At 59.1% G+C, this 23,508-nt stretch carries 16 protein-coding genes; 8 read left to right on the top strand and 8 right to left on the bottom strand.

The features are described from left to right. Nucleotides 1-9 precede the first annotated feature (9 nt). Both rcsD and rcsB read left to right on the top strand, forming a co-directional pair. On the top strand, nucleotides 10-2,712 hold the full coding sequence (rcsD, locus tag ACRAWE_RS02595) for a phosphotransferase RcsD (protein ID WP_019453688.1): 2,703 nt from the start codon (nucleotides 10-12) through the stop codon (nucleotides 2,710-2,712). Then, the gene (gene rcsB / locus ACRAWE_RS02590) at nucleotides 2,705-3,355 is read left to right on the top strand and encodes a response regulator transcription factor RcsB (RefSeq protein ID WP_019453689.1); all 651 of its coding nucleotides are present in this window, start codon (nucleotides 2,705-2,707) and stop codon (nucleotides 3,353-3,355) included. The genes rcsD and rcsB overlap by 8 nt, the downstream gene beginning before the upstream one ends. A gap of 61 nt (nucleotides 3,356-3,416) precedes the next feature. Here the strand turns inward: rcsB and rcsC are convergent, their stop codons facing one another. Next, complete coding sequence (gene rcsC, locus ACRAWE_RS02585) at nucleotides 3,417-6,278, bottom strand: two-component system sensor histidine kinase RcsC (RefSeq protein WP_211130443.1); 2,862 nt, start codon at nucleotides 6,276-6,278, stop codon at nucleotides 3,417-3,419. A 165-nt stretch (nucleotides 6,279-6,443) separates the two neighbouring features. Then, nucleotides 6,444-9,086: a DNA topoisomerase (ATP-hydrolyzing) subunit A gene (gene gyrA / locus ACRAWE_RS02580; protein ID WP_019453691.1), complete on the bottom strand. Its 2,643-nt coding sequence runs from the start codon at nucleotides 9,084-9,086 to the stop codon at nucleotides 6,444-6,446. 212 nt (nucleotides 9,087-9,298) lie between these two features. Between gyrA and ubiG the strand changes: the two genes are divergently transcribed. The 4 genes from ubiG (at nucleotide 9,299) to yfaE (ending at nucleotide 14,213) form a co-directional block, all read left to right on the top strand. Continuing rightward, the gene (ubiG, locus tag ACRAWE_RS02575; protein ID WP_432524667.1) at nucleotides 9,299-10,024 is read left to right on the top strand and encodes a bifunctional 2-polyprenyl-6-hydroxyphenol methylase/3-demethylubiquinol 3-O-methyltransferase UbiG; all 726 of its coding nucleotides are present in this window, start codon (nucleotides 9,299-9,301) and stop codon (nucleotides 10,022-10,024) included. Nucleotides 10,025-10,462: 438 nt separating this feature from the next. Continuing rightward, nucleotides 10,463-12,751 carry a class 1a ribonucleoside-diphosphate reductase subunit alpha gene (gene nrdA, locus ACRAWE_RS02570; RefSeq protein ID WP_432524665.1) on the top strand — a complete coding sequence of 763 codons (2,289 nt, stop codon included), beginning with the start codon at nucleotides 10,463-10,465 and terminating at the stop codon, nucleotides 12,749-12,751. A gap of 67 nt (nucleotides 12,752-12,818) precedes the next feature. Continuing rightward, the gene (gene nrdB, locus ACRAWE_RS02565; RefSeq protein ID WP_019453694.1) at nucleotides 12,819-13,949 is read left to right on the top strand and encodes a class Ia ribonucleoside-diphosphate reductase subunit beta; all 1,131 of its coding nucleotides are present in this window, start codon (nucleotides 12,819-12,821) and stop codon (nucleotides 13,947-13,949) included. Between the two features lie 3 nt (nucleotides 13,950-13,952). Continuing rightward, entirely contained in the window at nucleotides 13,953-14,213 is a 261-nt protein-coding gene (gene yfaE / locus ACRAWE_RS02560; RefSeq protein ID WP_019453695.1) for a class I ribonucleotide reductase maintenance protein YfaE, read from the top strand. A gap of 59 nt (nucleotides 14,214-14,272) precedes the next feature. Here the strand turns inward: yfaE and ACRAWE_RS02555 are convergent, their stop codons facing one another. Both ACRAWE_RS02555 and ACRAWE_RS02550 read right to left on the bottom strand, forming a co-directional pair. Beyond that, nucleotides 14,273-14,425 (bottom strand): Hok/Gef family protein, encoded by a 153-nt coding sequence (locus tag ACRAWE_RS02555; RefSeq protein WP_004935921.1) that lies wholly within the window; start codon nucleotides 14,423-14,425, stop codon nucleotides 14,273-14,275. Nucleotides 14,426-14,672: 247 nt separating this feature from the next. Beyond that, nucleotides 14,673-15,494 carry an AraC family transcriptional regulator gene (locus tag ACRAWE_RS02550; RefSeq protein WP_019453696.1) on the bottom strand — a complete coding sequence of 274 codons (822 nt, stop codon included), beginning with the start codon at nucleotides 15,492-15,494 and terminating at the stop codon, nucleotides 14,673-14,675. A gap of 119 nt (nucleotides 15,495-15,613) precedes the next feature. On the opposite strand from ACRAWE_RS02550, the gene ACRAWE_RS02545 reads away from it, so the two are divergent. Then, nucleotides 15,614-16,816, top strand: coding sequence for an FAD-dependent oxidoreductase (locus tag ACRAWE_RS02545; protein WP_432524662.1), 1,203 nt, complete (start codon nucleotides 15,614-15,616; stop codon nucleotides 16,814-16,816). Nucleotides 16,817-16,819: 3 nt separating this feature from the next. Here the strand turns inward: ACRAWE_RS02545 and ACRAWE_RS02540 are convergent, their stop codons facing one another. Beyond that, nucleotides 16,820-18,016: a nicotinamide mononucleotide deamidase-related protein YfaY gene (locus tag ACRAWE_RS02540; protein ID WP_025160177.1), complete on the bottom strand. Its 1,197-nt coding sequence runs from the start codon at nucleotides 18,014-18,016 to the stop codon at nucleotides 16,820-16,822. Nucleotides 18,017-18,261: 245 nt separating this feature from the next. Here ACRAWE_RS02540 and tyrP point away from each other — a divergent pair, with 245 nt between their 5' ends. Next, on the top strand, nucleotides 18,262-19,470 hold the full coding sequence (gene tyrP, locus ACRAWE_RS02535) for a tyrosine transporter TyrP (protein ID WP_063919773.1): 1,209 nt from the start codon (nucleotides 18,262-18,264) through the stop codon (nucleotides 19,468-19,470). Nucleotides 19,471-19,504: 34 nt separating this feature from the next. Here the strand turns inward: tyrP and ACRAWE_RS02530 are convergent, their stop codons facing one another. From ACRAWE_RS02530 to ACRAWE_RS02520, 3 genes are all read right to left on the bottom strand, one after another. Next, nucleotides 19,505-20,500: an ABC transporter substrate-binding protein gene (locus ACRAWE_RS02530; RefSeq protein WP_177342841.1), complete on the bottom strand. Its 996-nt coding sequence runs from the start codon at nucleotides 20,498-20,500 to the stop codon at nucleotides 19,505-19,507. Nucleotides 20,501-20,507: 7 nt separating this feature from the next. Beyond that, on the bottom strand, nucleotides 20,508-22,688 hold the full coding sequence (locus tag ACRAWE_RS02525) for a TonB-dependent receptor (RefSeq protein ID WP_432524659.1): 2,181 nt from the start codon (nucleotides 22,686-22,688) through the stop codon (nucleotides 20,508-20,510). A gap of 201 nt (nucleotides 22,689-22,889) precedes the next feature. Continuing rightward, on the bottom strand, nucleotides 22,890-23,429 hold the full coding sequence (locus tag ACRAWE_RS02520) for a YfaZ family outer membrane protein (RefSeq protein ID WP_019453702.1): 540 nt from the start codon (nucleotides 23,427-23,429) through the stop codon (nucleotides 22,890-22,892). Between the last annotated feature and the right edge of the window lie 79 nt (nucleotides 23,430-23,508).

Raw genomic sequence — 23,508 nt, 5'->3', positions numbered from 1 at the left:
GCAGCCACTATGCAAAATAAGCAACTGACCATTAGCTCCAGCAATATCACCCGCTGCTTCCTGCTGTTTATCGTGCTGCTGACGATCGGCATCGGTCTGTATGGCTACAACTACACCAACGCCTGGTTGGCGGAAAAGAAATACACGCTGAACAGCATCGCCGGTTCGCTGCAAAAACGCATCGACACCTACCGTTACATGACTTACCAGGTCTACGACAAATTCGGCAATGCGCCGGCGCAGAATGCCGATCCCGGCTTGCAGGAGACGCGCCTGCGGCCCGACGTTTATTATGTGGAAAAGCAGCATAAGAAAACCGATGCGGTGATCTTCGGCAGTCATGACGAGAACACGCTGGCGATGATCGCCAATATCTCGGACTACCTCGACACCCGCTGGGGCGCCAAGACCGAGAACTACGCCATGTATTATCTCAATGGCCAGGACAACAGCCTCAGTCTGATCACCACCCAGCCGCTCAAAGAGCTGGCTTCGCGCTTTCGGGAAAGCTACCTGACCACCTCTGCGGACGAACGCCGCGCCGAGATGCTGCAGCAGGCCAATATGCTCGACGAACGCGAGAGCTTTTCCGATCTGCGCAAGCAACGCTTCCAGAACGCCTATTCGTTCTCGATTCGCACCACGTTCAATCAGCCGGGACATCTGGCGACGGTGATCGCCTTCGATATGCCGATCAACGATATCATTCCTGCCAATCTGGCCCGCGCCAATTTCCTGTTGCTGCCAGACAATGCCGATCTTGACGACAACGCGATTCCGACGGAAACCGCACTCGGCTCCCATACGACGATGAGCGGTGGCTGGGTCGAGTTCAGCGCCGCCTTGCCCAATGCGCCGCTGAAGGTGGTGTATCGCGTTTCGGCCATCAATCTGGCCATCGATCTGCTGCGCAACAACATCTGGCTGATCGCGGTCAATCTGTTGCTGCTGGGGCTGTCGATGTTGAGCATCTACTTTATCCGCCGCCAGTACATTCGTCCGAGCGAAAATATGGCGGTGGAGCTTGAGGCCGAGCGCGCGCTGAATCAAGAGATCATCGCCAGCCTGCCCTCCGGCCTGCTGGTTTACAGCTTCGCCAACAATACGGTGATCGCCAGCAACAAAATCGCCGAACATCTGCTGCCGCACCTCAGCCTGCAAAAAATCGCCCACATGGCCGAACAGCATCACGGGGTGATCCAGGCTACGGTCAACAACGAGGTGTATGAAATTCGCATTTTCCGCAGCCAGCTATCGCCGGACACTTACCTGTTCCTGATGCACGATCAGGATAAAGAGGTGATGGTGAACAAGCGGCTGCAGCAGGCGCGGCGCGAATACGACAAGAACGTTCAGGCGCGTAAGCTGATGTTGCACAACCTGGGCATCGAGCTGAACCAGCCGGTGCGCCAGATGCACGATCTGGTCGATCGCCTGCGCATCTCGTCGGGTGAAGATCAACAGCAGGCGCTGTTGGGCCAGCTGGCGGCGGAGTCGGCTTCGGTGCTGGGATTGATCGATAACATCACCCTGCTGACCCGGCTGGAAACCCAGGACTGGCAACCCACGCGCGAACCGTTCTCCCCTGCGGCAATGGTCGATGAGCTGCTGCTGGAGGCCCTGCCCGCCCTCAACCAGAAGGGATTGGCGCTGTTCAAGCATTTCCAGCTGGACGTCGAACAAAACTACATCGGCGACGCCAACGCGTTGCGCAAAGTGATCTCGCTGCTGGTGCAATACGCCATTATCACCACCGCCTGCGGCAAGATTTCCCTGGTGGTCGACCATGAGCCCGAACACCCGGACCGCCTGATTTTTCAGATCAACGACACCGGCTCCGGCATCTCCAACGAAGAGATCAGCAACCTCAACTACCCGTTCCTCAGCCAGACGCTGGTGGACCGCTTCAATCACGGTTCCGGTCTCACCTTCTTCTTGTGCAATCAGCTGTGCAAGAAGCTTAACGGCCAGTTGGACATTCGCAGCAAAGTGGATATCGGCACCCGCTATACCATTCGCGTCGCTATGGAGATGGAGAAAAAAGAGCCGCAGGATCAGGAAAAGCTGCTCGACGGCGTCACCGCCCTGCTGGACGTCACGTCGGATGAAGTGCGCGGCATCGTGACCCGCTTGCTGCAAGCCTACGGCGCCGACTGTATCGTCGCCGAAGATCGGGCGGTCAATCGCGATTATGACGTATTACTGACCGATAACCCGCAGCGCGCCGATGATTACACGCTGTTGCTGGCGAGCGATGAACCGGGCTGGCAAGCATTGGACAAGCGCTACATTCGGGTGAACTACAACCTGAACGGCGCTTTAATCGACGCCGTGCTGATGCTGATCGAACAGCAAATGGCCGCGCTGGAGCAGGAAGAAAGCCCGCTGTCATTGAGCTCAGAAGATATCCAACTCTATGAAAAACAATTGAAATCAAGTGATTACTATGGGCTGTTTGTCGATACAGTACCCGACGATGTCAAAAAACTGTATACTGAGGCGGGCAGCAGTGATTTCAATGCGCTGTCACAAACCGCACACCGCCTGAAAGGCGTGTTTGCCATGTTAAATCTGCTTCCCGGCAAGCAGCTGTGCGAATCGTTAGAACAGCGCATCGCAGAAGGTGATGCGCCCGAGATCGAGAATAACATCAGTCAGATTGATTTTTTCGTCAGCAGACTGCTGAAGCAAGGTAGCCAACAACATGAATAACCTGAACGTAATTATTGCTGATGACCATCCTATCGTACTGTTTGGCATCCGGAAGTCGCTTGAGCAAATTGAATGGGTGAATGTCGTTGGGGAGTTCGAAGACTCAACCGCACTGATCAACAATCTGTCCAAGCTGGACGCCAACGTGCTGATCACCGATCTGTCGATGCCGGGTGACAAGTATGGCGACGGCATCACGCTGATTAAGTACATCAAGCGCCACTATCCGCAGTTGTCGATCATCGTGCTGACCATGAACAACAACCCGGCGATCCTGAGCGCGGTACTGGATCTGGATATCGAAGGCATCGTGCTGAAACAAGGCGCGCCGACCGATCTGCCGAAGGCGCTGGCCGCCCTGCAGAAAGGCAAGAAATTCACGCCGGAAAGCGTCTCTAAACTGCTGGAGAAAATCAGCGCCAGCGGCTATGGCGACAAACGTCTGTCGCCGAAAGAGAGTGAAGTGTTGCGTCTGTTCGCCGAAGGTTTCCTGGTGACCGAAATCGCCAAGAAACTCAACCGCAGCATCAAAACCATCAGCAGCCAGAAGAAATCGGCGATGATGAAGCTGGGCGTCGAAAACGACATCGCCCTGCTCAACTACCTCTCCTCCGTCAGCATGACGCCGCTGGACAAAGAGTAACCCTCGCCTCACGGCAGGTTAACGCCAAACAGGCACGGCATTCGCCGTGCCTGTTTGCTTTTCAGGCCTCGCTGCGGTTGTAGCGTACCTGTTGGCTGTAATACGCCAGCGTCTGCTCCAGCGTCTCCAGCGTGACCGGTTTCGACAGGCAATTATCCATGCCCGCCTCGAGGCAGCGCTGCCTCTCTTCCGCCAGCGCGTTCGCCGTCACGCCGATCACCGGCGCGCTGAACTGCATCTGCCGTAGCTCTTGCGTCAGGCGATAGCCATCCATATTCGGCATATTGACGTCGGTCAGCACAATATCGACGCGGTGCTGTTTCAGCACGCCGAGCGCATCCACGCCATCGTTGGCGGTCACCACCTGATATCCCAGCGATCCCAGCTGATCAGACAGCAGGCGACGGTTGATCGGATGATCATCGACCACCAGCAGATGAATATCGCCGTTGTCCGCCGCGCTGGCCTTGGCGGGCACCGGCAGTTGCACCAGCCCCTCTGCCGCGCCGCCGCCGACGCCGAACAACCGGTTGAGCAAGGTCAGCGTTTCGCGCGGCGTGGATGTACTGTGCATCCAATAGCCTGGCCGGGTTTCCAGCGATGGGCCGATATGCTCGGTGGAGAACTGGATCTGAGCCAGCAGCGGCGTATCCAGCATCAGCGGATGATCGCTGAGCATCACCTCGCCGGCGGCGGTCTCCTGACCGTCATAGCGCTGGATATCCGCGCCGTACCCGCCCAGGATGGCCATCAGGTAGCTTTCCAGCCGCTGATTGCGGATATCCAGCCACAGCCGACGGCCTTGCCAGGTATCACTGGCCTGCGGGATGGGGAACTGGGCGTTGAACAGCGGAATGCGGATGCTGAACAGACTGCCCAGCCCCGGTTCGGACTCGACGGCGATATCGCCGTCCATCAGGTTGATCAGTTTTTCACAGATCGCCAACCCCAGACCGGTTCCCTGGAAATGGCGCTGCACGCCGGTGCCGACCTGGAAGAACGGATCGAACAAGCGCGAGATCTCCTTCTCCGGGATGCCGACGCCGGTATCGCGCACGCTGAACTCCAGATAGCTGCCGCGAGTGCAGACCTGCAGCACGATGCAGCCGGTATCGGTGAACTTGATGGCGTTGTTCACCAGGTTGGACAGCACCTGCTGCAAGCGCACCGGATCGCCGAAGATGCGCTCCGGCACGTTCTGTTCGATAAAGCAGTACAGCCCCAGACGTTTTTTCACCACCAGCGGCAAGTAGTTGCCGGCGATATGGGTGATCACCTCCAGGCAGGAGAACTCGCGCGGCTCGATCTTCAGCTGTTCGGACTCGATCTTGGAGAAGTCGAGGATATCGCTGATGATCTTCAGCAGCAGGCCGGAAGAGTTGTTCATCGCATTGACCAGCCGGTCCACCCCTTGCGGCAACGCCTTGGTTTGCAACAGATCGAGGTTACCGATAATGCCGTACAGCGGCGTGCGCAGTTCATGGCTGACGGTGGCCAGGAACATCGATTTCGACTGGCTGGCCTGCTCCGCCGCCGCCGCCATCTCCTGCAGCGACTCTTCCATCTTCACGCGCGCGCTGACGTCCACCAGCACGCAGATCGCCACCTCTTCGTTACGGTAGCGCGAGTGAACAAAGCTAATCTGCAGGTTGTTGTTGTTGCTGGTCATCACATCGACGAAATTCGCCTGCTGTTCGCAAATGATGCGCGTAATGCGATCGCGATCTTCGTGGGTCAACAGATTGATGTAGTTGTGCGCCAGCTCGTTGCTCAGGATATTGGTGCCATCGCTGATGCGCAGGATACAGATGCCCACCGGCGCCGAGGCGACGATCTTGCGGTTGAACTGCTCGTGTTCTTCCAACCGGAAGGCGTTGTCCTCCGCCGGCAGGAACATCTTGCGCTCAAACAGCCACGCCAGCGTGAACAGCACGATGGCCGACAGCAGGTTCAGCAATAGCGCGTTGAGGATCAGCATCTTGAAGCGTTCCACCACGCTTTTCACCGGCAGCGCATAGACGATGCTCAGCGAAGAAGGCGGCAGCGCTTTCTTCAGGATCAGGTCGCGGTAATTGTCGACATAGCCAAAGTAGGCGTGCTCTGCGGGATAGCTGTTAAGCGAAGCGGCATAGCGATCGCCATCCGCCAGGCGCAGCACCGGCTCGTTGTTCTCATCCAGCAGCGTGACGCCGATCGGCAGGTTGCCGGCGGTGACGAAGTCCTCCAGCCGAACGGTTTGCTCGATGCCCAGCAGCGCTTCCAGCTTGTTGCCGATATAAATCGGCGTCAACACATACAGATAACCGACGTCCGGCCGCTGCGCGCTGGGGCTGATCCAATACAGGTTGTTGTCTTTATCCAGATTCTTGGCATTGCGGTATTTTAGAATGCGCTCATGCAGCGACTTGAGCACGTTTTCCCGGTTGGCGACCGCATTGCCGCCGCCGAACTCCGCCATGCACAGGCTGTCGCCGCCGATGAAGAACACCCGGTTAAGATCGTAGGCCGCCACGAAGTTCTCTTTCCAATACTGGATCAGGCCGCTTAGCGAATCGAGCGAACTGCGGTAGGTGGTGCTCAGCGCGCAGTTGGACTCCGGGTACAGCGGGAAGAATTGCGGCGGGCTGCCCTTGCCGGGAAACACCCCGCTGAACATGTCCAGGCTGCTGACCGAACCGTTGAGGCGGTTCTCCGCCATATACTTGATGTCGCGGATGATATCGGCGGAATGGCGGATGTAGCCCTGCGCCTGATCGAAATTGAGGTTGTATTCCTGCCGGATGTCCGACTCTTTCTGATGCAGAATATTCAGAATATAAAAGGTGGTGAGCAGCGCTCCCAACGACCACAGCAAAATCGCCAGCACCCGAAACAGATAGCGGGATATCTTCAGCGTAGTTCGAAAAGAGGCTAAGTATTTCAATCGGGTACCATACGAAAGTCAGTGACGGCGCGCGTTGTCGCCGGCGCGGCGGCCGGCGGCTCGGTGCCCAATTAAACCATATAACTGAAAAAGGGCCTAGCATCGCTGCCAGGCCCTTTTGTCTCGGTGCATTACGGTGTCGGCATGCCGACGCCTTCACCTTGCTTAAACGTTGTCGTCGTCCATCGGCTCAGCCGCGTCGTCACCATCGTCCAGCGGCGTGCTGTCTTCTTCCGCCGCTTCCGCGCCCGGCTCCAGGCTGTCCAGCTCTTCGTCTTCCACCGGCTCGGCCACGCGCTGCAGGCCGACGACGTTTTCGTCTTCCGCCGTGCGGATCAACGTCACGCCCTGGGTGTTACGGCCCACCACGCTGACTTCCGAAACGCGGGTACGCACCAGCGTGCCGGCATCGGTGATCATCATGATCTGGTCGCTGGTTTCCACCTGCACGGCGCCGACCACCTGACCGTTACGCTCGCTCACCTTGATGGAGATAACCCCCTGGGTGGCGCGTGACTTGGTCGGGTATTCGGTCACGGCGGTACGTTTACCGAAGCCGTTTTGCGTGACGGTCAGGATATCGCCTTCGCCGCGCGGCACGATCAGGGAGATCACGCTGTCGCCTTCGCCGAGGTTGATGCCGCGCACGCCGGTGGCGGTACGGCCCATCGAACGAACCTGCGTTTCCGGGAAGCGCACCACTTTACCGTTGGCGGAGAACAGCATCACTTCGTTGCTGCCGTCGGTCAGATCGACACCGATCAGCTCGTCGCCCTCGTTGAGGTTGACGGCGATGATGCCGGCGCTGCGCGGACGGCTGAACTCGGTCAGCGCGGTTTTCTTCACGGTACCACTGGCGGTAGCCATGAACACGTGACGCCCTTCTTCATACTCGCGCACCGGCAGGATGGCGGTGATACGCTCATCGGCTTCCAGCGGCAGCAGGTTGACGATTGGGCGACCGCGCGCGCCACGGCTGGCTTCAGGCAGTTGATACACCTTCATCCAGTACAGGCGGCCACGGCTGGAGAAGCACAGGATCGTATCGTGGGTGTTGGCCACCAGCAGGCGATCGATAAAGTCTTCTTCTTTAATACGCGCGGCGGACTTGCCTTTGCCGCCGCGGCGCTGAGCTTCATAGTCGGACAGCGGCTGATACTTCACGTACCCCTGGTGAGACAGGGTCACCACCACATCTTCCTGGTTGATCAGGTCTTCGATGTTGATGTCGGAAGTATTGGCGGTGATCTCGGTGCGACGGCCGTCGTTGTACAGCTCTTTGACCGCCACCAGCTCTTCGCGGATCACTTCCATCAGACGTTCTGGGCTTTCCAGAATGAAGATCAGCTCGGCGATAAAGTTGAGCAGCTCTTTGTATTCGTCCAGCAGCTTTTCATGCTCCAGACCGGTCAGTTTCTGCAGACGCAGATCCAGAATCGCCTGAGCCTGCTGCTCGGTCAGGTAGTACTTGCCGTCGCGGATACCGAACTCCGGCTCCAGCCACTCAGGGCGGGCGGCGTCGTCACCGGCGCGCTCCAGCATGGCGCTGACGTTGCCCAGATCCCACGGCTGCGCCACCAGCGCGACTTTTGCTTCCGCCGGCGTCGGCGCACGGCGAATCAACTCGATGATCGGATCGATGTTGGCCAACGCGATGGCCAGCGCTTCCAGGATATGGGCGCGGTCGCGGGCCTTACGCAGTTCGAAGATGGTGCGGCGGGTAACCACTTCGCGGCGATGGCGCACGAAGGCTTCGAGGATGTCTTTCAGGTTCAACAGCTTAGGCTGGCCCTGATGCAATGCCACCATGTTGATGCCGAAGGTAACCTGCAGTTGCGTCAGCGCATACAGGTTGTTCAGCACCACTTCGCCGACCGCGTCGCGTTTGACTTCGATCACGATACGCATGCCGTCTTTATCGGACTCGTCGCGCAGCGCGCTGATGCCTTCGACGCGTTTCTCTTTCACCAGCTCGGCGATCTTCTCGATCAGACGCGCCTTGTTCACCTGATACGGGATCTCATGAACGATGATGGTTTCGCGGCCGGTCTTGGCGTCGGCTTCCACTTCCGCGCGCGCGCGCAGGTAGACTTTGCCGCGCCCGGTGCGGTAGGCCTCTTCAATGCCGCGACGGCCGTTGATAATCGCCGCCGTCGGGAAGTCCGGCCCCGGAATGTGTTCCATCAGCCCTTCGATGCTGATGTTTTCATCATCGATATAGGCCAGGCAGCCGTTGACGACTTCAGCCAGGTTGTGCGGTGGAATATTGGTGGCCATACCCACGGCGATGCCCGACGAGCCGTTGACCAGCAGGTTCGGGATCTTGGTCGGCATGACGGCCGGGATCTGCTCGGTGCCATCATAGTTAGGCACGAAGTCGACGGTTTCTTTTTCCAGATCCGCCAACAGTTCGTGAGCAATCTTGGACATGCGCACTTCGGTATAACGCATCGCCGCGGCGGAGTCGCCGTCGACGGAACCGAAGTTACCCTGACCGTCCACCAGCATGTAGCGCAGTGAAAACGGCTGAGCCATACGCACGATAGTGTCGTAAACCGCGCTGTCACCGTGTGGGTGATATTTACCGATCACGTCCCCGACGACACGGGCCGATTTCTTGTATGGTTTATTCCAGTCGTTACCCAGTACGCTCATCGCGTACAGAACGCGGCGGTGAACCGGCTTCAGACCATCACGAACATCTGGCAGCGCGCGTCCGACAATAACGGACATCGCGTAGTCCAGATACGAGTTTTTCAACTCGTCTTCGATGTTTACCGGTGTGATTTCTCTGGCAAGGTCGCTCATGGAGCTGCTATCCCTCTACTAATGATTCATCTGCCCGCTGCCATAGTGGCAAAGGTGTAAAACTATATCACAAAGCGCGCTTTACGGGAAAATAACCGCCGCTGTTTCACGGAAATTGTGCAGATTCGTGCGCGAAAAACGCATCGGCGCAGACGATGCCGCGTCGGAACATGTATAATCCGCGCAACGAGAACAAGGAGCCAGACAAGCCCATGAACGCAGAATCATCCAGCCACGCGCAAAACGTTGACCACCAGGAAATCGCCAAGTTCGAGGCCGTCGCCTCCCGCTGGTGGGATCTGGAAGGCGAGTTCAAACCGCTGCACCGCATCAACCCGCTGCGCCTGAACTACATCATGCAGCGCGCCGGCGGCATTTTTGACAAGCAGGTGCTCGACGTGGGCTGCGGCGGCGGCATTCTGGCGGAAAGCATGGCGCGCGAAGGCGCGCAGGTGACCGGCCTGGACATGGGTGCGGAACCGCTGCAGGTCGCTCGTCTGCATGCGCTGGAAAGCGGCATAAACGTGACTTACGTGCAGGAGACGGTGGAAAGCCATGCTCAGGTCAACCCGCAGCGCTACGACGTGGTCACCTGCATGGAGATGCTGGAGCACGTGCCGGATCCGGCCTCGGTAGTGCGGGCCTGCGCCCAGTTGGTGAAACCGGGCGGCCATGTGTTCTTCTCCACCATCAACCGCAACACCAAAGCTTGGCTGATGGCGGTGATCGGCGCAGAGTACGTGCTGAAGATGGTGCCGCAGGGCACCCACGATCATAAGAAGTTCATTCGCCCCTCCGAACTGATCGGTTGGGTCGACGGCACGCCGCTGCGCGAAAAGCATATGATCGGCCTGCATTACAACCCGATCACCGATCATTTCAAGCTTGGCCGCAACGTTGACGTGAACTACATGGTGCACACCCAGCACGAAGGTTGAGCGCCGTATGCCGCGCCGGCCCTGCGTTACCGGGGTACGGCGCCAGCGGCGTATTAAGAAAAATACCTAATTTCCACGACTTCGATCAAAATCGCCGTTGTAAACAGGTTTTTAGAATATTAAATCAGATCAATATGCCGTTTTTTTCTAACGTTTAATAAAGCGTCAAACGATCGGCTTTTTCAGTTTTTAAGGAAAATCTGATCACGCTTATTGACAAGCTTGTCGCGCCAGTCACGGCGCGCGCTTCGCGCGGCAAGTTACATTTCACCCCCAAGTTATCCACAAATTAGGCCGATTTTGTTCACTTGCAAAGGCCGTTTTTTCTCACTATCTTGTTACCTCACCGACATACAACCCCTATATATAGTGTTTACATACTGAGCAGAGCGACTACACTTCTGCTTAGGGGCACCATACGGACAGGTAAAACACCACATGAACCAAAGTCTGCTTGTAACTAAACGCGATGGCCGTAAAGAGCGCATCAACCTCGACAAAATCCACCGGGTCATCGATTGGGCCGCAGAAGGATTGCACAACGTCTCGGTTTCTCAAGTAGAGTTGCGTTCGCACATTCAGTTTTATGACGGCATCAAAACCGCCGACATTCATGAAACCATCATCAAAGCCGCTGCCGACCTGATCTCCCGCGATGCGCCGGACTATCAGTACCTGGCCGCTCGCCTGGCGATATTCCACCTGCGTAAAAAGGCTTACGGCCAGTTCGAGCCGCCGAAGCTGCACGCTCACGTGATTCGCATGGTTGAGATGGGCAAATACGATAAACATCTGCTGGAAGACTACAGCGCTGAAGAGTTCGAGCAGATGGACTCCTTTATCGATCACTGGCGCGACATGAACTTCTCTTATGCCGCCGTCAAGCAGCTGGAAGGCAAGTATCTGGTGCAGAACCGCGTCAGCGGCGAGATCTACGAAAGCGCCCAGTTCCTGTACATGCTGGTGTCCGCCTGCCTGTTCTCCAACTACCCGCGTGAAACCCGTCTGGATTACGTCAAACGTTTCTACGACGCGATTTCCACCTTCAAGATTTCGCTGCCTACGCCGATCATGTCCGGCGTGCGCACCCCAACCCGCCAGTTCAGCTCCTGCGTGCTGATCGAGTGCGGCGACAGCCTGGATTCCATCAACGCCACCTCCAGCGCCATTGTGAAATACGTTTCGCAACGCGCCGGCATCGGCATCAACGCCGGCCGCATCCGCGCGCTGGGCAGCCCGATCCGTGGCGGTGAAGCCTTCCATACCGGCTGCATCCCGTTCTACAAACACTTCCAGACCGCCGTTAAATCCTGCTCGCAGGGCGGCGTACGCGGTGGCGCGGCAACGCTGTTCTACCCGATGTGGCACCTGGAAGTGGAAAGCCTGCTGGTGTTGAAAAACAACCGCGGCGTTGAAGGCAACCGCGTGCGTCACATGGACTACGGCGTGCAGCTGAACCGCCTGATGTACCAGCGTCTGATCAAGGGCGAAGACATCACCCTGTTCAGCCCGTCCGACGTGCCGGGGCTGTATGACGCGTTCTTCGCCGATCAGGACGAATTCGAGCGCCTGTATACCCAGTACGAGAAAGACGACAGCATTCGCCAGAAGCGCGTGAAAGCGGTTGAGCTGTTCTCGCTGATGATGCAAGAGCGCGCCTCTACCGGCCGCATCTACATTCAGAACGTCGACCACTGCAACACCCACAGCCCGTTCGATCCGCAGATCGCGCCGGTGCGTCAGTCCAACCTGTGCCTGGAAATCGCCCTGCCGACCAAGCCGCTGGAAGACGTCAACGACGAGAACGGCGAAATTGCGCTGTGCACCCTGTCCGCCTTCAACCTGGGCGCGGTCGACAGCCTGGACGATCTGGAAGAGCTGGCGACCCTGGCGGTGCGTTCACTCGACGCCCTGCTGGATTACCAGGATTATCCGATCAAGGCCGCGCACCGTGGCGCGATGGGTCGCCGCACCCTGGGCATCGGCGTGATCAACTTCGCCTATTATCTGGCGAAGAACGGCGTGCGTTACTCCGACGGCAGCGCCAACAACCTGACCCACAAAACGTTCGAAGCCATTCAGTACTACCTGCTGAAAGCCTCCAACCGTCTGGCTCAGGAACAAGGCGCTTGCCCGTGGTTCAAAGAGACCACCTATTCGCAGGGCATCCTGCCGATCGACACCTACAAGAAAGACCTGGATGCGGTCTGCAACGAGCCGCTGCATTACGACTGGGAAACCCTGCGTAAAGAGATCCAGGAAACCGGCCTGCGCAACTCGACGCTGTCCGCCCTGATGCCATCGGAAACCTCTTCGCAGATTTCCAACGCCACCAACGGCATCGAGCCGCCGCGCGGCCACATCAGCATCAAGGCCTCGAAAGACGGCATCCTGCGCCAGGTGGTGCCGGAGTATGAACGTCTGAAAGACAACTATGAGCTGCTGTGGGAAATGCCGAGCAACGACGGCTACCTGCAGCTGGTAGGTCTGATGCAGAAATTCATCGACCAGTCGATTTCGGCCAACACCAACTACGATCCGACCCGCTTCCCGGGCGGCAAGGTGCCGATGAAGCAGCTGTTGAAAGACCTGCTCACCACCTACAAGTTCGGTGTGAAAACGCTGTACTACCAGAACACCCGCGACGGTGCGGAAGACGCCCAGGAAGATTTGCAGCCTGCCAAGGCCGGCGATGACGACTGCGAAAGCGGCGCCTGCAAGATCTAAAGTTTGACCTAGCGGGCCGGAATTTTCCGGCCCCTTCATTTAGCCACGTTACGATGGATTCAGGCTTATGGCTTACACCACTTTTTCTCAGACCAAAAACGACCAGCTGCAAGAGCCGATGTTCTTCGGTCAGTCGGTAAACGTTGCGCGTTTCGACCAGCAAAAGCATGAAATCTTCGAAAAACTGATCGAAAAACAGCTCTCCTTCTTCTGGCGCCCGGAAGAGGTTGACGTCTCGCGCGATCGCATCGATTACCAGGCGCTGCCGGAGCACGAGAAGCACATCTTCATCAGCAACCTGAAGTATCAGACCCTGCTGGACTCCATTCAGGGCCGCAGCCCGAACGTCGCCCTGCTGCCGCTGATCTCGATCCCTGAGCTGGAAACCTGGGTGGAAACCTGGTCGTTCTCCGAGACCATCCACTCGCGTTCCTACACTCACATCATCCGCAACATCGTCAACGATCCGGCGCTGGTGTTCGACGACATCGTCACCAACGAAGAGATCAAAAAGCGCGCGAAAGACATTTCCGGCTACTACGACGATCTGATCGAGATGACCAGCTACTATCACCTGCTGGGTGAAGGCACCCATCAGGTGAACGGTAAAACCGTCACCGTCAATCTGCGCGCGCTGAAGAAGCAGCTGTACCTGTGCCTGATGAGCGTGAACGCGCTGGAAGCGATCCGCTTCTACGTCAGCTTCGCCTGCTCCTTCGCTTTCGCCGAGCGTGAACTGATGGAAGGCAACGCCAAAATCATCAAGCTGATCGCCCGCGACGAAGCGCTGCACCTGACCGGCACCCAGCACATGCTGAACCTGATGCGTTCCGGCGCCGACGATCCTGAAATGGCGGAGATCGCCGAGGAATGTCAGCAACAGTGCTACGATCTGTTCGTGCTGGCTGCCCAGCAGGAGAAAGAGTGGGCGGAATACCTGTTCCGCGACGGCTCGATGATCGGCCTGAACAAAGACATCCTGTGCCAGTATGTGGAATACATCACCAATATCCGCATGCAGGCGGTCGGCCTCGGCCTGCCGTTCGAAACCCGCTCCAACCCGATCCCGTGGATCAATGCCTGGTTGGTGTCCGATAACGTGCAGGTAGCGCCGCAGGAAGTGGAAGTGAGCTCCTACCTGGTTGGCCAGATCGACTCGGAGATCAACGCCGACGACCTGAGCGACTTCGAACTGTAAGCGATGGCGACGCCAACCGTAACGCTGCGCGCCGCCGGCACGCAGCTTTCCTGCCCCAACAGTGAAAACTGCCTGCTCGACGTGCTGGAACTGCACGACGTGCAGGTGGAGTACCAATGCCGCTCCGGTTATTGCGGCGCCTGCCGCCTGAAACTGGTGAAAGGCGAAGTGGCCTACCGCCAGCAGCCGTTGGCGTTTATCAACGCCGGCGAGATCCTGCCCTGCTGCTGCATGCCGCTGACGGATATCGAGCTGGAAATTTAAAGTCGGGTGCCGGAAACCGCGCCTGGAGACCAGAAGGCGGGGTTGCCCCCGCCCTATGATTACCGCTTCACCTCACACGCCAACCTGATCAGGATAGTGATATTTTCCTGGTAGATTTTCAGCTCGCACAGCGAGTCTCTTATCATCCAGATAAATAACAAAACCGTAATACATACAACGGTTAGCGAGTGAAACACATGCCTTAAGCGCATGCTTGCCTCCTTGCTGCGAAGGGGCTACCATACCGGTGTCTAGGCGGTATGTGCAGCCCCATTCTGATTGAGAGTCAGTCTGGGGCTTTCATCTATCCGCCTTGTCACACAATGCCCAAGACGAACAGTCTCAAGCACCCGCCAAGAGAGTAACAGCATTCCCTCACCGCGAATATCCCCTATAAGATTATGATTAATCAGGGATATATAACCATCCTCAAGGTATTCTTGTTCTTGCAGCGTCCGCTTAGCGCCTCTTTCCTGCCGATACGGAAAAATAACGCGCCGGAGAGTCGCCGAAGGCTTTGCGAAACATGGCGATAAAGTTGCTCGGCGAGGCATACCCCAGCGCTTCAGCGATCTGCAACACCGTTTCGCCTTCGGCCAGCTTCGCCAATGCATGTGACAACCGGGCCTGCTGACGCCACTGGGCAAAACTCAATCCCGTTTCGCCGATCATCAGCCGCCGCAGGGTGCGCGGCGACATCGCGCCCCATTCGGCCCATGCCTCCAGCGTGCGCTCGCTCCCCGGCTGCGCCAGCAAGGCCTGCAGAACGCCGGCCAGGCGCGGATGAGACGACATCGGCAAATGCAGCGGCTCCGTCGGCGCCAGACGTATCTCGTCCCGCATCACCTGCGCCATGCGATCCTGCTCCTGGGTCAGCAGGCTGCGCTTGTCCCAGCCTTCCGCACGCTGAGCCAGCGCCTGCAGCACGGCGCTGATGCCGATAACGCAGGGTTTATTCGCCAAATCGGTGCAGGCCTCCGGCGCCAGCAACAGGCTCCAGCCGCTCAGCGCACCGCAGACCTGCACCCGGTGCTCCGTCGCCGGCGGGATCCAACCCGCCCGCCCCGGCGGCAGCACCCAATCGCCTTGCGCCGTTCGCACATGCAGCAAACCGCTTTCAACGCACAGCAGCTGACCGCGGACATGCTGATGCCAGTCGTATTCACGCGTGCCCAACCGATACTCCCGGCCCGCCGCATCGCGGCCGCCAAGGGCGATCAGCCAGGGGCCCGCCGGCCATTCGCTGCAGTCCGCGTCGGTAAAATGAGGGTTATCGTTCATATTGGCCACTCATCACTATTTTTAGTCCAGATACCGTTATATCAACCTTTTCCCGCACCGACATAATGAAATGCTTCCGGCCGCTACCGTCTACGGCCACTGACTCACGAGGGAACAGGATGACTACACTCAACATTGGCATTATCGGCGCCGGGCCCGGCGGGCTGTGTCTGGCTCAGGGGCTGCGCCGCTACGGCATCCACGCCACGGTGTTTGAACGCGACACCACACCGCAGGCGCGCGATCAGGGTTACCGGCTGCGTCTCGATCCTTCGGGCCAGCAGGCGCTGGCCGCCTGCCTGCCGCCGGCGCACTATCGGTTGCTCTGCGCCAGCAGCGCGCAAAACAGCGGCGAGAGCAATCTGTGGGATCCGCAGCTTGCTCCGCTTAACGATCGCCGCCCCAAACACTGGCTGCCTTCCAGCCAGCAGCCCATGCAAGAACCAAACGGCGATCTCGGCGTTCATCGGCAAACGCTGCGCGAAATCCTACTCGCCGGTCTGCAAGATCGGGTGCGCTTCGGCTATACCCTGCGTGAGTTTGCACAAACGTCACAGGGTGTGGAACTTCAATTCGCCAACGGCGAGCAAGTGCGGGTCGATGTGCTGATCGCCGCCGACGGCGTCAACTCGCTGGTGCGGCGGCGCTGCCTGCCCGAGGCGGGGCCCGAAGATAGCGGCGTGGTCACCCTCTATGGCAAAACGCCGCTCAACGCGGCGACCCGGGCCCAATTGGCCCTCGAATTGCTGCGCGGCGTGTCGGTTGTCTTCGCCGACGGCTTGTCGCTGGTGATTGAACCGATGCGCTTTCAGGCGCCCATGGCGCAGCTGGCGGCCGACTACGCGCCCGATTGCCGCCTCACGCCGGTCGACGACTATCTTTATTGGGCCTGTATCGGATCGGCTGAACGGCTCGGCGGGCCGGCACGGGCGGAGGGGGCCGCAGCGCTGCAGGCGCGCGTACGGCATATTTCGCAGGGATGGGCGCCCGCCTTGCAAACGGCGTTAGCGCTGACGGAGCCCCAGTCGCTCAGCGTGCGGGCGGTGCAGGTCACGAAGGCGATACCGGTGTGGCACAGCGAACGCATCGCCTTTCTCGGCGACGCCGTGCACGCCATGAGCCCGGCGGGTGGGCTCGGCGCCAACAGCGCGCTGGCGGACGCCGCCAGCCTGGCGATGCATCTGGCGCAGGCCGACAGCGCCGCGCAGGCGCTCAGGGACTATAGCCAGGGGCTGCAAGTGCGGGGCGCGGCGGCGATACGCCTGTCACGCCTGGCGTCCGAGCGGCTGCTGCAAAGCAGCGAAATCGGCAACTCGCCGTGACCGTCACTCGATAATTTCCACGACCTCCAGCCAGGCGTTTTGGCCGCACGCCTGGCCTCCGTTCAGCCAACGACGCAGCATATCCAACGCCAACATCGCCACCGACTCCTGACGCAGCCGCAGGCCGTGGCGCGACGCGCGATAACGCACGGTCTGGCCAATGCCGCCGCGTGGCGTGTGCAGCGCAATGCTGACCTGCTCATCGCGCATGGCGCTGACCGCCAACGCCAACGGCGCGCCGGTCAACTCCGCCAGCGAGCGGGCGCGCGCCAGCGTTGTTTCCAACGTTTCGATGCAATGCGCCGGCAACAGCTCTCCCCCCGCCAGCGGCGCACCTTCGCTCTGCAGCTGCAGATTGATCAACCCGCCGCTGAATTGCTCGCTCAACGCCAGCGTCAATCCTTGCTGATTCAGGCGCTGCGTCAGCGTCGCCGGCAAACCGGCGGTGCCTTCAAAGATGCAGTTGTCCCCCGCCACCTCGCGCACGCGTCGCCAGGCTTGTTCCATTTCCGCACGCCGGCTTTCAGGCCCGGTCAACTTCAACTCGATGATCGGGCTGGATGAACGATAACCCAACACCACGTCCGGCGGCAGCGGCATGCCGTCCAGCTCGGCGGCCAGATCGCTTTCGGAGGTGCCGAAGGTGGTCAGGCGCAGGCACAGCGGCGCCGCCGGCAAGGTAAAGCGCTGACGCAGGCGCGGCACGATCTGCTGTTCAACCATCACTTTGAATTCCGACGGCACGCCAGGCGTGAAGAACATCAGACATTGGTTGAGCTGCAGCGCAAAGCCGCAGGCGGTACCCACCGGATTGTCCAGCATTTCCGCATTGGCCGGGATCTGCGCCTGCTTGCGGTTGGAAGGGGCCATTGGCCGCCCGCGCCCGGCGAAATAGGCCTCCATGCGCGCCACCCAGTCGGCCCGTTCAACCAGTTCTACGCCACAGGCTTTAGCGGCGGCCAACGCGCTGAGATCGTCGCTGGTCGGCCCCAGGCCACCATTGACGATCAGCACATCGGCGATATGACTCCGTTCCTGCAGGATCTCGATCAAAGCAGAGAGGCTGTCCCCTACCGTTTCACGCCCGCTCATCGGCACGCCCTGCTGGAACAGGTAGTCCGCCAGCCAGGCGGCGTTGGTATCAATAATTTGCCCGTGCAGCACCTCATCGCCGGTGCTGAGCATCTCCACCCTTAACATTGATCTCTCCCACATTTTTTGGTCATTCCACTATAGAAGCCCGTAAATAACTTTTCACTAACCGTCGGCGGATAATTTCAGCCATCGTTCTGTTCTTCATGCGCCGTGCCGCCCTCCTTGATGTAAATATTAATTTACATCACGCGTAACGCCGGTTTGACACAAATTAGGGCTTCCACTATCCTGCCATCCTCATAAATCGTTACCTATAATTTTCAAAATCTTTCGGCTGGTAGAGAAAAAACGTGAAGAATCGCACTCTTGGCAGTGTTTTTATCGTGGCGGGCACCACCATTGGCGCCGGGATGCTGGCGATGCCGCTGGCGGCGGCCGGCGTCGGCTTTGGCGTCACGCTGGCCTTACTGGTCGGGCTGTGGCTGTTGATGTGTTACACCGCGCTGCTGCTGGTGGAGGTTTACCAGCATGAGCAAGCAGATACCGGTCTCGGCACGCTCGCCAAACGTTATCTCGGCGGCGGCGGCCAGTGGCTGACCAGCTTCAGCATGATGTTCCTGATGTACGCGCTCACCGCCGCCTATATCAGCGGCGCCGGCGAACTGCTCGCCACCAGCATCAGTCAATGGACGTCGCAGGACTTCCCGGTGTCGCTCGGCGTCCTGCTGTTCACCCTGGTGGCTGGCGGTGTGGTGTGCATCGGCACCCACTCGGTCGATTTGTTCAACCGCATCCTGTTCAGCGCCAAGGTGGTGTTCCTGGTGGTGATGCTCGGCCTGATGTTGCCGAATATCCACCAGACCAACCTGCTGACGTTGCCGCTGGAGCAAGGCCTGGCGCTGTCGGCCATTCCGGTGATCTTCACCTCATTCGGCTTCCACGGCAGCGTGCCGAGCATCGTCAACTACATGGGCGGCAACATTCGCAAACTGCGCTGGGTGTTCATCATCGGCAGCGCCATTCCGCTGATCGCCTATATCTTCTGGCAGTTGGCGACGCTGGGCAGCATCAGCTCCGACACTTTCGTCGGCATTCTGGCGCAGCAAGCCGGGTTGAACGGTCTGTTACAGGCGGTGCGCGATGCGGTCGCTTCGCCGCACGTTGAACTGGCGGTGCACCTGTTCGCCGATCTGGCGTTGGCGACCTCGTTCCTCGGTGTGGCGCTCGGGCTGTTCGATTTCCTGGCCGACCTGTTCAAACGTCAAGACAACGTGCGCGGCCGTCTGCAAACCGGCGCCATCACCTTCCTGCCGCCGCTGGCCTTCGCGCTGTTCTATCCGCGAGGCTTCGTGCTGGCGCTGGGGTTCGCCGCCATCGCCCTGTCGGTACTGGCGTTGCTGCTGCCTTCGCTGCTGGTGTGGAAAACGCGGCAGAAACATCAGGCGCAGTATCGCGTCTGGGGCGGCACTCCGGCCTTGGCGTTGGTGTTTATCTGCGGGATTACGGTGATCGCCATCCAATTGGGCATCGCCAGCGGCATGCTGCCGGCGGTAGGGTAACGTATTCGGGGGCCGTTTCGGCCCCCGAATACGTTCAAGCGGGTGGATTAAGAATAGCGTCAATCTGCGCCGCGCTGAGCGACAGACCGAAAAAGGCCCGATAAAAATCTCTCGTCTCTTCCCGCATGTCAATGTCGGCGAAACGCGCCGGGTACAGCGTTTTCGCCAACCATAAAAACTGCAGCGCCTCTTCGCTGGTCTCGCGGCACCACCAGAACATCCCCTTGGGATTGACCACGACCCGATGTTGTAAAACGGCATCGATGCCCCGCCATTGCGCAGAGGCGCGTATCTCTTCGGCGTCGCGCTTGTTCATCGCCACGATCACCTGCGGATTGGCGGCCACGATCTGCTCCAACGCCACCTCACCCGCCCCCTCTTTTTTCAGGCCAAACCACGTTTCCGCCACGTTGACGGCGCCGGCCAGATCCATCCAATCCTGATTAAGCGACGGTCGACCTGAGGTGGTCAACGGATTGCCCATGCTGTGATAAACGCGAATGCGCTGCCCAGGCGGTAAATCTTTCAGTCGCTCGGCAACGCGCGCCACATTGCGAGAAAAATAGCGATCGTAGGCCAGCGCTTTTACCTGCGCATCCGGCCCCAGCGCGGCGCCCGTTTTTAACACTCGTGCGCGCAGCGCCGCCATCGAATTGGCTTTAAACGCCAATACGCGTACGCCGGCCCGTTCGAGCACATCCAATTGCGGCACTTTCATGCTGTCAGGCACGAACAGCAGCCGGGTGCCAAGCGCGATGATTTGTTCCGGATTCAACTCTTGTCCGCTATTCACACTCACCGCCGGGACGGCGTCAATGCGCGGCAGGCTTTGGCGAAACAGCGGGATCTGTTTCGCGACATTCGATGTGCCGACGATATTGTCGCCATAGCCCAGCATCGCGATGATGGCGTTTTGCGCAGGCCACGGCGAGGCAATGCGCACTTCGCCAGCAGGCGGCGCAGCCCACAAACCGCCATGAAACAACACGCCAACCAACAGCACCCATGCAGGCAACGATACGATTCTCATGGCGCCCTCAGAAGTCAAAGGTGACGGATGCGCGTACTTCACGGCCGCTGCCGAGAAACGCGCTCGATGCCCCGCCGTTCCCGTCCGTGCCCGACGGGAAAATAGAGGCCCAGTAATGTTCGTTCGTGACGTTATTGACCGTCAGCCGCAAAGTCGCAGGCACGGAATGAATGCGGGTAGCATAGCGGGTCCCCAGGTCCAGCGTGGTGTAACTGTCAGCCCAGGCGCTGTTGGTGTCGTTCGCCGCTCGCTTGCCGGTATAGTGCACGTTGGCGCTATAGACCCATTGCGGCATCGACGGCAGGCTGTACTCCACCAGCATATTGGCCTGCACCTTCGGCACGCCGACCACGCGCTTGCCGCGCGTGCTGTCGGAAACCGTCTCTTTCAGTTGCGGATCGAGCAGCGTGACGCCGCCAAACAGGCTCAGCCCTTCATGCACGCGCCCGGCGGCCGTCAACTCCAGGCCATTGTTCACCTGTTCGCCCTGCTCCTTGTACACCCGGTCTTCGGCGTCAACATAAGCGAACGGCCGCTTGAGGCGGAACAGCGCGGCGCCGAGGTTCATCTCCCCGACGTCGGCTTTCAGGCCAATCTCATATTGCCGGCTGCGATAGGGCTTGAGCGTCTGCCCTTCGTTCTTCACGCCTTCTCCCAGCGGGGCCGTACCACCTTGCTCCAGCGAGTCGGCATAGCTGAGATAAGCCATCAGCGTCGGGGTGATTTTGTACATCAACGCCGCGTTCGGGCTCAAACCCTGCTGATTGTCTTCTTCGATTTTCTTGCCGTCGGCGCCGTAATTACGCGTTTGCAACCAGCTTTCGCTTACATAGAGCATCGCCGACCACTGCGGATTGAAGGTCATCGTATCGCCGAAAGTCACGCTCTGCTGGCTGTTCTCGCTGGATTTATAGCGCGCGCCGTTCTTGGGGATCTTTCCGTCGCCCGGCTCATGCATCGCCGACGGATGATACATATTGTCGATACCCAAATCGTAGCGCCGGCTGGCGCCTTTGCCGCTGTAGATAGACCAGACATAGCCCGTCGTGGCGAGCGCCAACTCATGCCCCACCGAGCCGGTATCGATATGGCCGTTCAACGTCAGCGTATTGCTCAATACCCGAAATCGCCCCGAGGCGCTGGAGTCGCTCATCGACCGCTTGATGTCGCCGTCGCCGTTGAGCAGGGTGCTGGATACCGAACGCATGGCGCGATCCGCCTGTTGCCAACCTACGCCGCCCGTTACTGACCAATCGTCATTGAAATAATGAATCAGCCGCGTGCTGAGGGTGTCAGTGGTTAAATCGTTACCTGCCGTTGCGAGCGCCAGATGTTTATTCTGCGGATTGGGGGCGGAAGGCAGCGGGACATTCGGCCCATAGCTGAAGCCACCGGGGTAACCCTTTTGCAGGAATTCGTAATGGCTGGCGTCCAGTTGCAGCTGCGTGCCCGGCTTTATATTCCAGTCGAACGCCACGGCCAACAGCCGACGACGCAATGTACTGTCGTCAACGTTGCCTTCGCCCTCTTCGTTGAGCGCATTGATGCGATAGCCGAATCTGTTGTCATCGTCGAGGTGGCCGCCGAGATCGACATGGCCGCTGAAGGCGCTGCGGCTCTGATACCCGAGCGTCACCTCGCGTAGCGGTTGCGGCGTCGGGCGTTTCGCCACAAAGTTGAACTGCCCCGCCGGGCTCGCAGGGCCATACAAGGCGCCGGTCAGGCTGTTGAGAACATCCAGCCGCTCCAGCATTTCAACGGGAAAGGCCGTGGTGGAGACGATGTTCAGCCCATTCAGCCGACTGTTCGCCACTACGCTGCCCTGCATGCCTCGGCTCTGAGGGCGCCCAACGTCCATGCCGCCGCGTGCCTGCATTTGCGTGCTCGGTGAATATTTCAGTAACTCGGCGACGCTTTTCGCCTGCTGATTTTTAATCATCGGTTGGGTTACGGTGGTGGAGGAATAAGGCGTATCGAGCCACGCCCTGGCGCCCAACGGCCCCAGTTCAATATCCGTCGTTTTAAAACCGGCGCCAGACGCGCTTTGCGTCGCGGGGGATAACGCACTGCCCGTGACGGTCAACACCTCTTCACGATCGGCTTGCGCCGCGGCGGCTTCATAAGGAAAGAGTGAGACAAGCAGCGGCATCAGCGCCGCCAGAGGATTTCGGTAAGCCATGACGTCCATATCGCTATATAATAATTTATATTACGCATTTTACGGCATGTGCTCTCCCGTGGCGATGCCGATCGCCGAATCTTTAAATAATTTAATCTATTATCGTTACGCTCCCACAGGAACGCCCCCACGGAGGGCGCAAAAAAAAATCCCCCGGCCAATGACCGAGGGATTCGCTGAACGCGACGGACCGCAGTCCGTCCGTCAGAGTTAGAAGCTCAGACCAACACCGACATAAGGGCCATCGGCCAGGGTGTTGTCACGACGCCCGTCTTTGCCTTCCATCTTCATGTAGCGGTAGCCTACGTCCACGCTCAACGGACGGAACTTCCAGCGCAGGCCGCCGCTGGCTTCGTTATAGGCCTTCACGCCGCTGGTGAAGGATTCAGGAGCAAAGTAACCTTCGCCGTGCAGGCTGAAGTAACGGTTGATTTCCCACTCCAGGCCGCCGCCCAGCGCCAACGCGCCGCCGCTCTTGCCGTCTTTCGGGCTGAGGTACAGCGCTTTGCCGCCCACGGTCGCCGTCAACGGCCCCAGCGGCACGCCGAAGTTCAAGCCCAGGCTGCCGACGTTGCCGTCGTGGTCGCTGCGCGCCCAGTTGCCGGTCAGGCCCAGACCTGAAGAGCCGGTGCTCATGCCGAAGCCCAGGTTGGTATAGTGCTGCCCGGCCTCACCCGACACGCTGATGGCGTTCGCTGCGCCGGTCACAAACAGCAATCCTGCCGCGCACGCGACCCAAGTCTTTTTCATCATCTTTCCCTCTGGTTTGTCATCCGTACCGAATGATCGAATCAACGCATAATAATAACGTCACGAGTCTATACCAAAG

Source organism: Serratia sp. BFP-2025 (assembly GCF_050880365.1).
Lineage (GTDB): Bacteria > Pseudomonadota > Gammaproteobacteria > Enterobacterales > Enterobacteriaceae > Serratia > Serratia surfactantfaciens.
The sequence above is the reverse complement of the archived record's forward strand: the minus strand, read 5'-3'. Positions and strand labels throughout refer to the sequence as shown.

Bases quoted from the DNA above. Each gene is read 5' to 3' on its own strand.
- ACRAWE_RS02550 (WP_019453696.1), bottom strand. From the start codon at position 15,494: ATGAACGATAACCCTCATTTTACCGACGCGGACTGCAGCGAATGGCCG.
- ACRAWE_RS02530 (WP_177342841.1), bottom strand. From the start codon at position 20,500: ATGAGAATCGTATCGTTGCCTGCATGGGTGCTGTTGGTTGGCGTGTTG.
- rcsB (WP_019453689.1), top strand. From the start codon at position 2,705: ATGAATAACCTGAACGTAATTATTGCTGATGACCATCCTATCGTACTG.
- rcsD (WP_019453688.1), top strand. From the start codon at position 10: ATGCAAAATAAGCAACTGACCATTAGCTCCAGCAATATCACCCGCTGC.
- nrdA (WP_432524665.1), top strand. From the start codon at position 10,463: ATGAACCAAAGTCTGCTTGTAACTAAACGCGATGGCCGTAAAGAGCGC.
- ACRAWE_RS02520 (WP_019453702.1), bottom strand. From the start codon at position 23,429: ATGAAAAAGACTTGGGTCGCGTGCGCGGCAGGATTGCTGTTTGTGACC.
- ACRAWE_RS02525 (WP_432524659.1), bottom strand. From the start codon at position 22,688: ATGGACGTCATGGCTTACCGAAATCCTCTGGCGGCGCTGATGCCGCTG.
- ACRAWE_RS02540 (WP_025160177.1), bottom strand. From the start codon at position 18,016: ATGTTAAGGGTGGAGATGCTCAGCACCGGCGATGAGGTGCTGCACGGG.
- yfaE (WP_019453695.1), top strand. From the start codon at position 13,953: ATGGCGACGCCAACCGTAACGCTGCGCGCCGCCGGCACGCAGCTTTCC.
- ACRAWE_RS02555 (WP_004935921.1), bottom strand. From the start codon at position 14,425: ATGCGCTTAAGGCATGTGTTTCACTCGCTAACCGTTGTATGTATTACG.
- nrdB (WP_019453694.1), top strand. From the start codon at position 12,819: ATGGCTTACACCACTTTTTCTCAGACCAAAAACGACCAGCTGCAAGAG.
- ACRAWE_RS02545 (WP_432524662.1), top strand. From the start codon at position 15,614: ATGACTACACTCAACATTGGCATTATCGGCGCCGGGCCCGGCGGGCTG.
- gyrA (WP_019453691.1), bottom strand. From the start codon at position 9,086: ATGAGCGACCTTGCCAGAGAAATCACACCGGTAAACATCGAAGACGAG.
- ubiG (WP_432524667.1), top strand. From the start codon at position 9,299: ATGAACGCAGAATCATCCAGCCACGCGCAAAACGTTGACCACCAGGAA.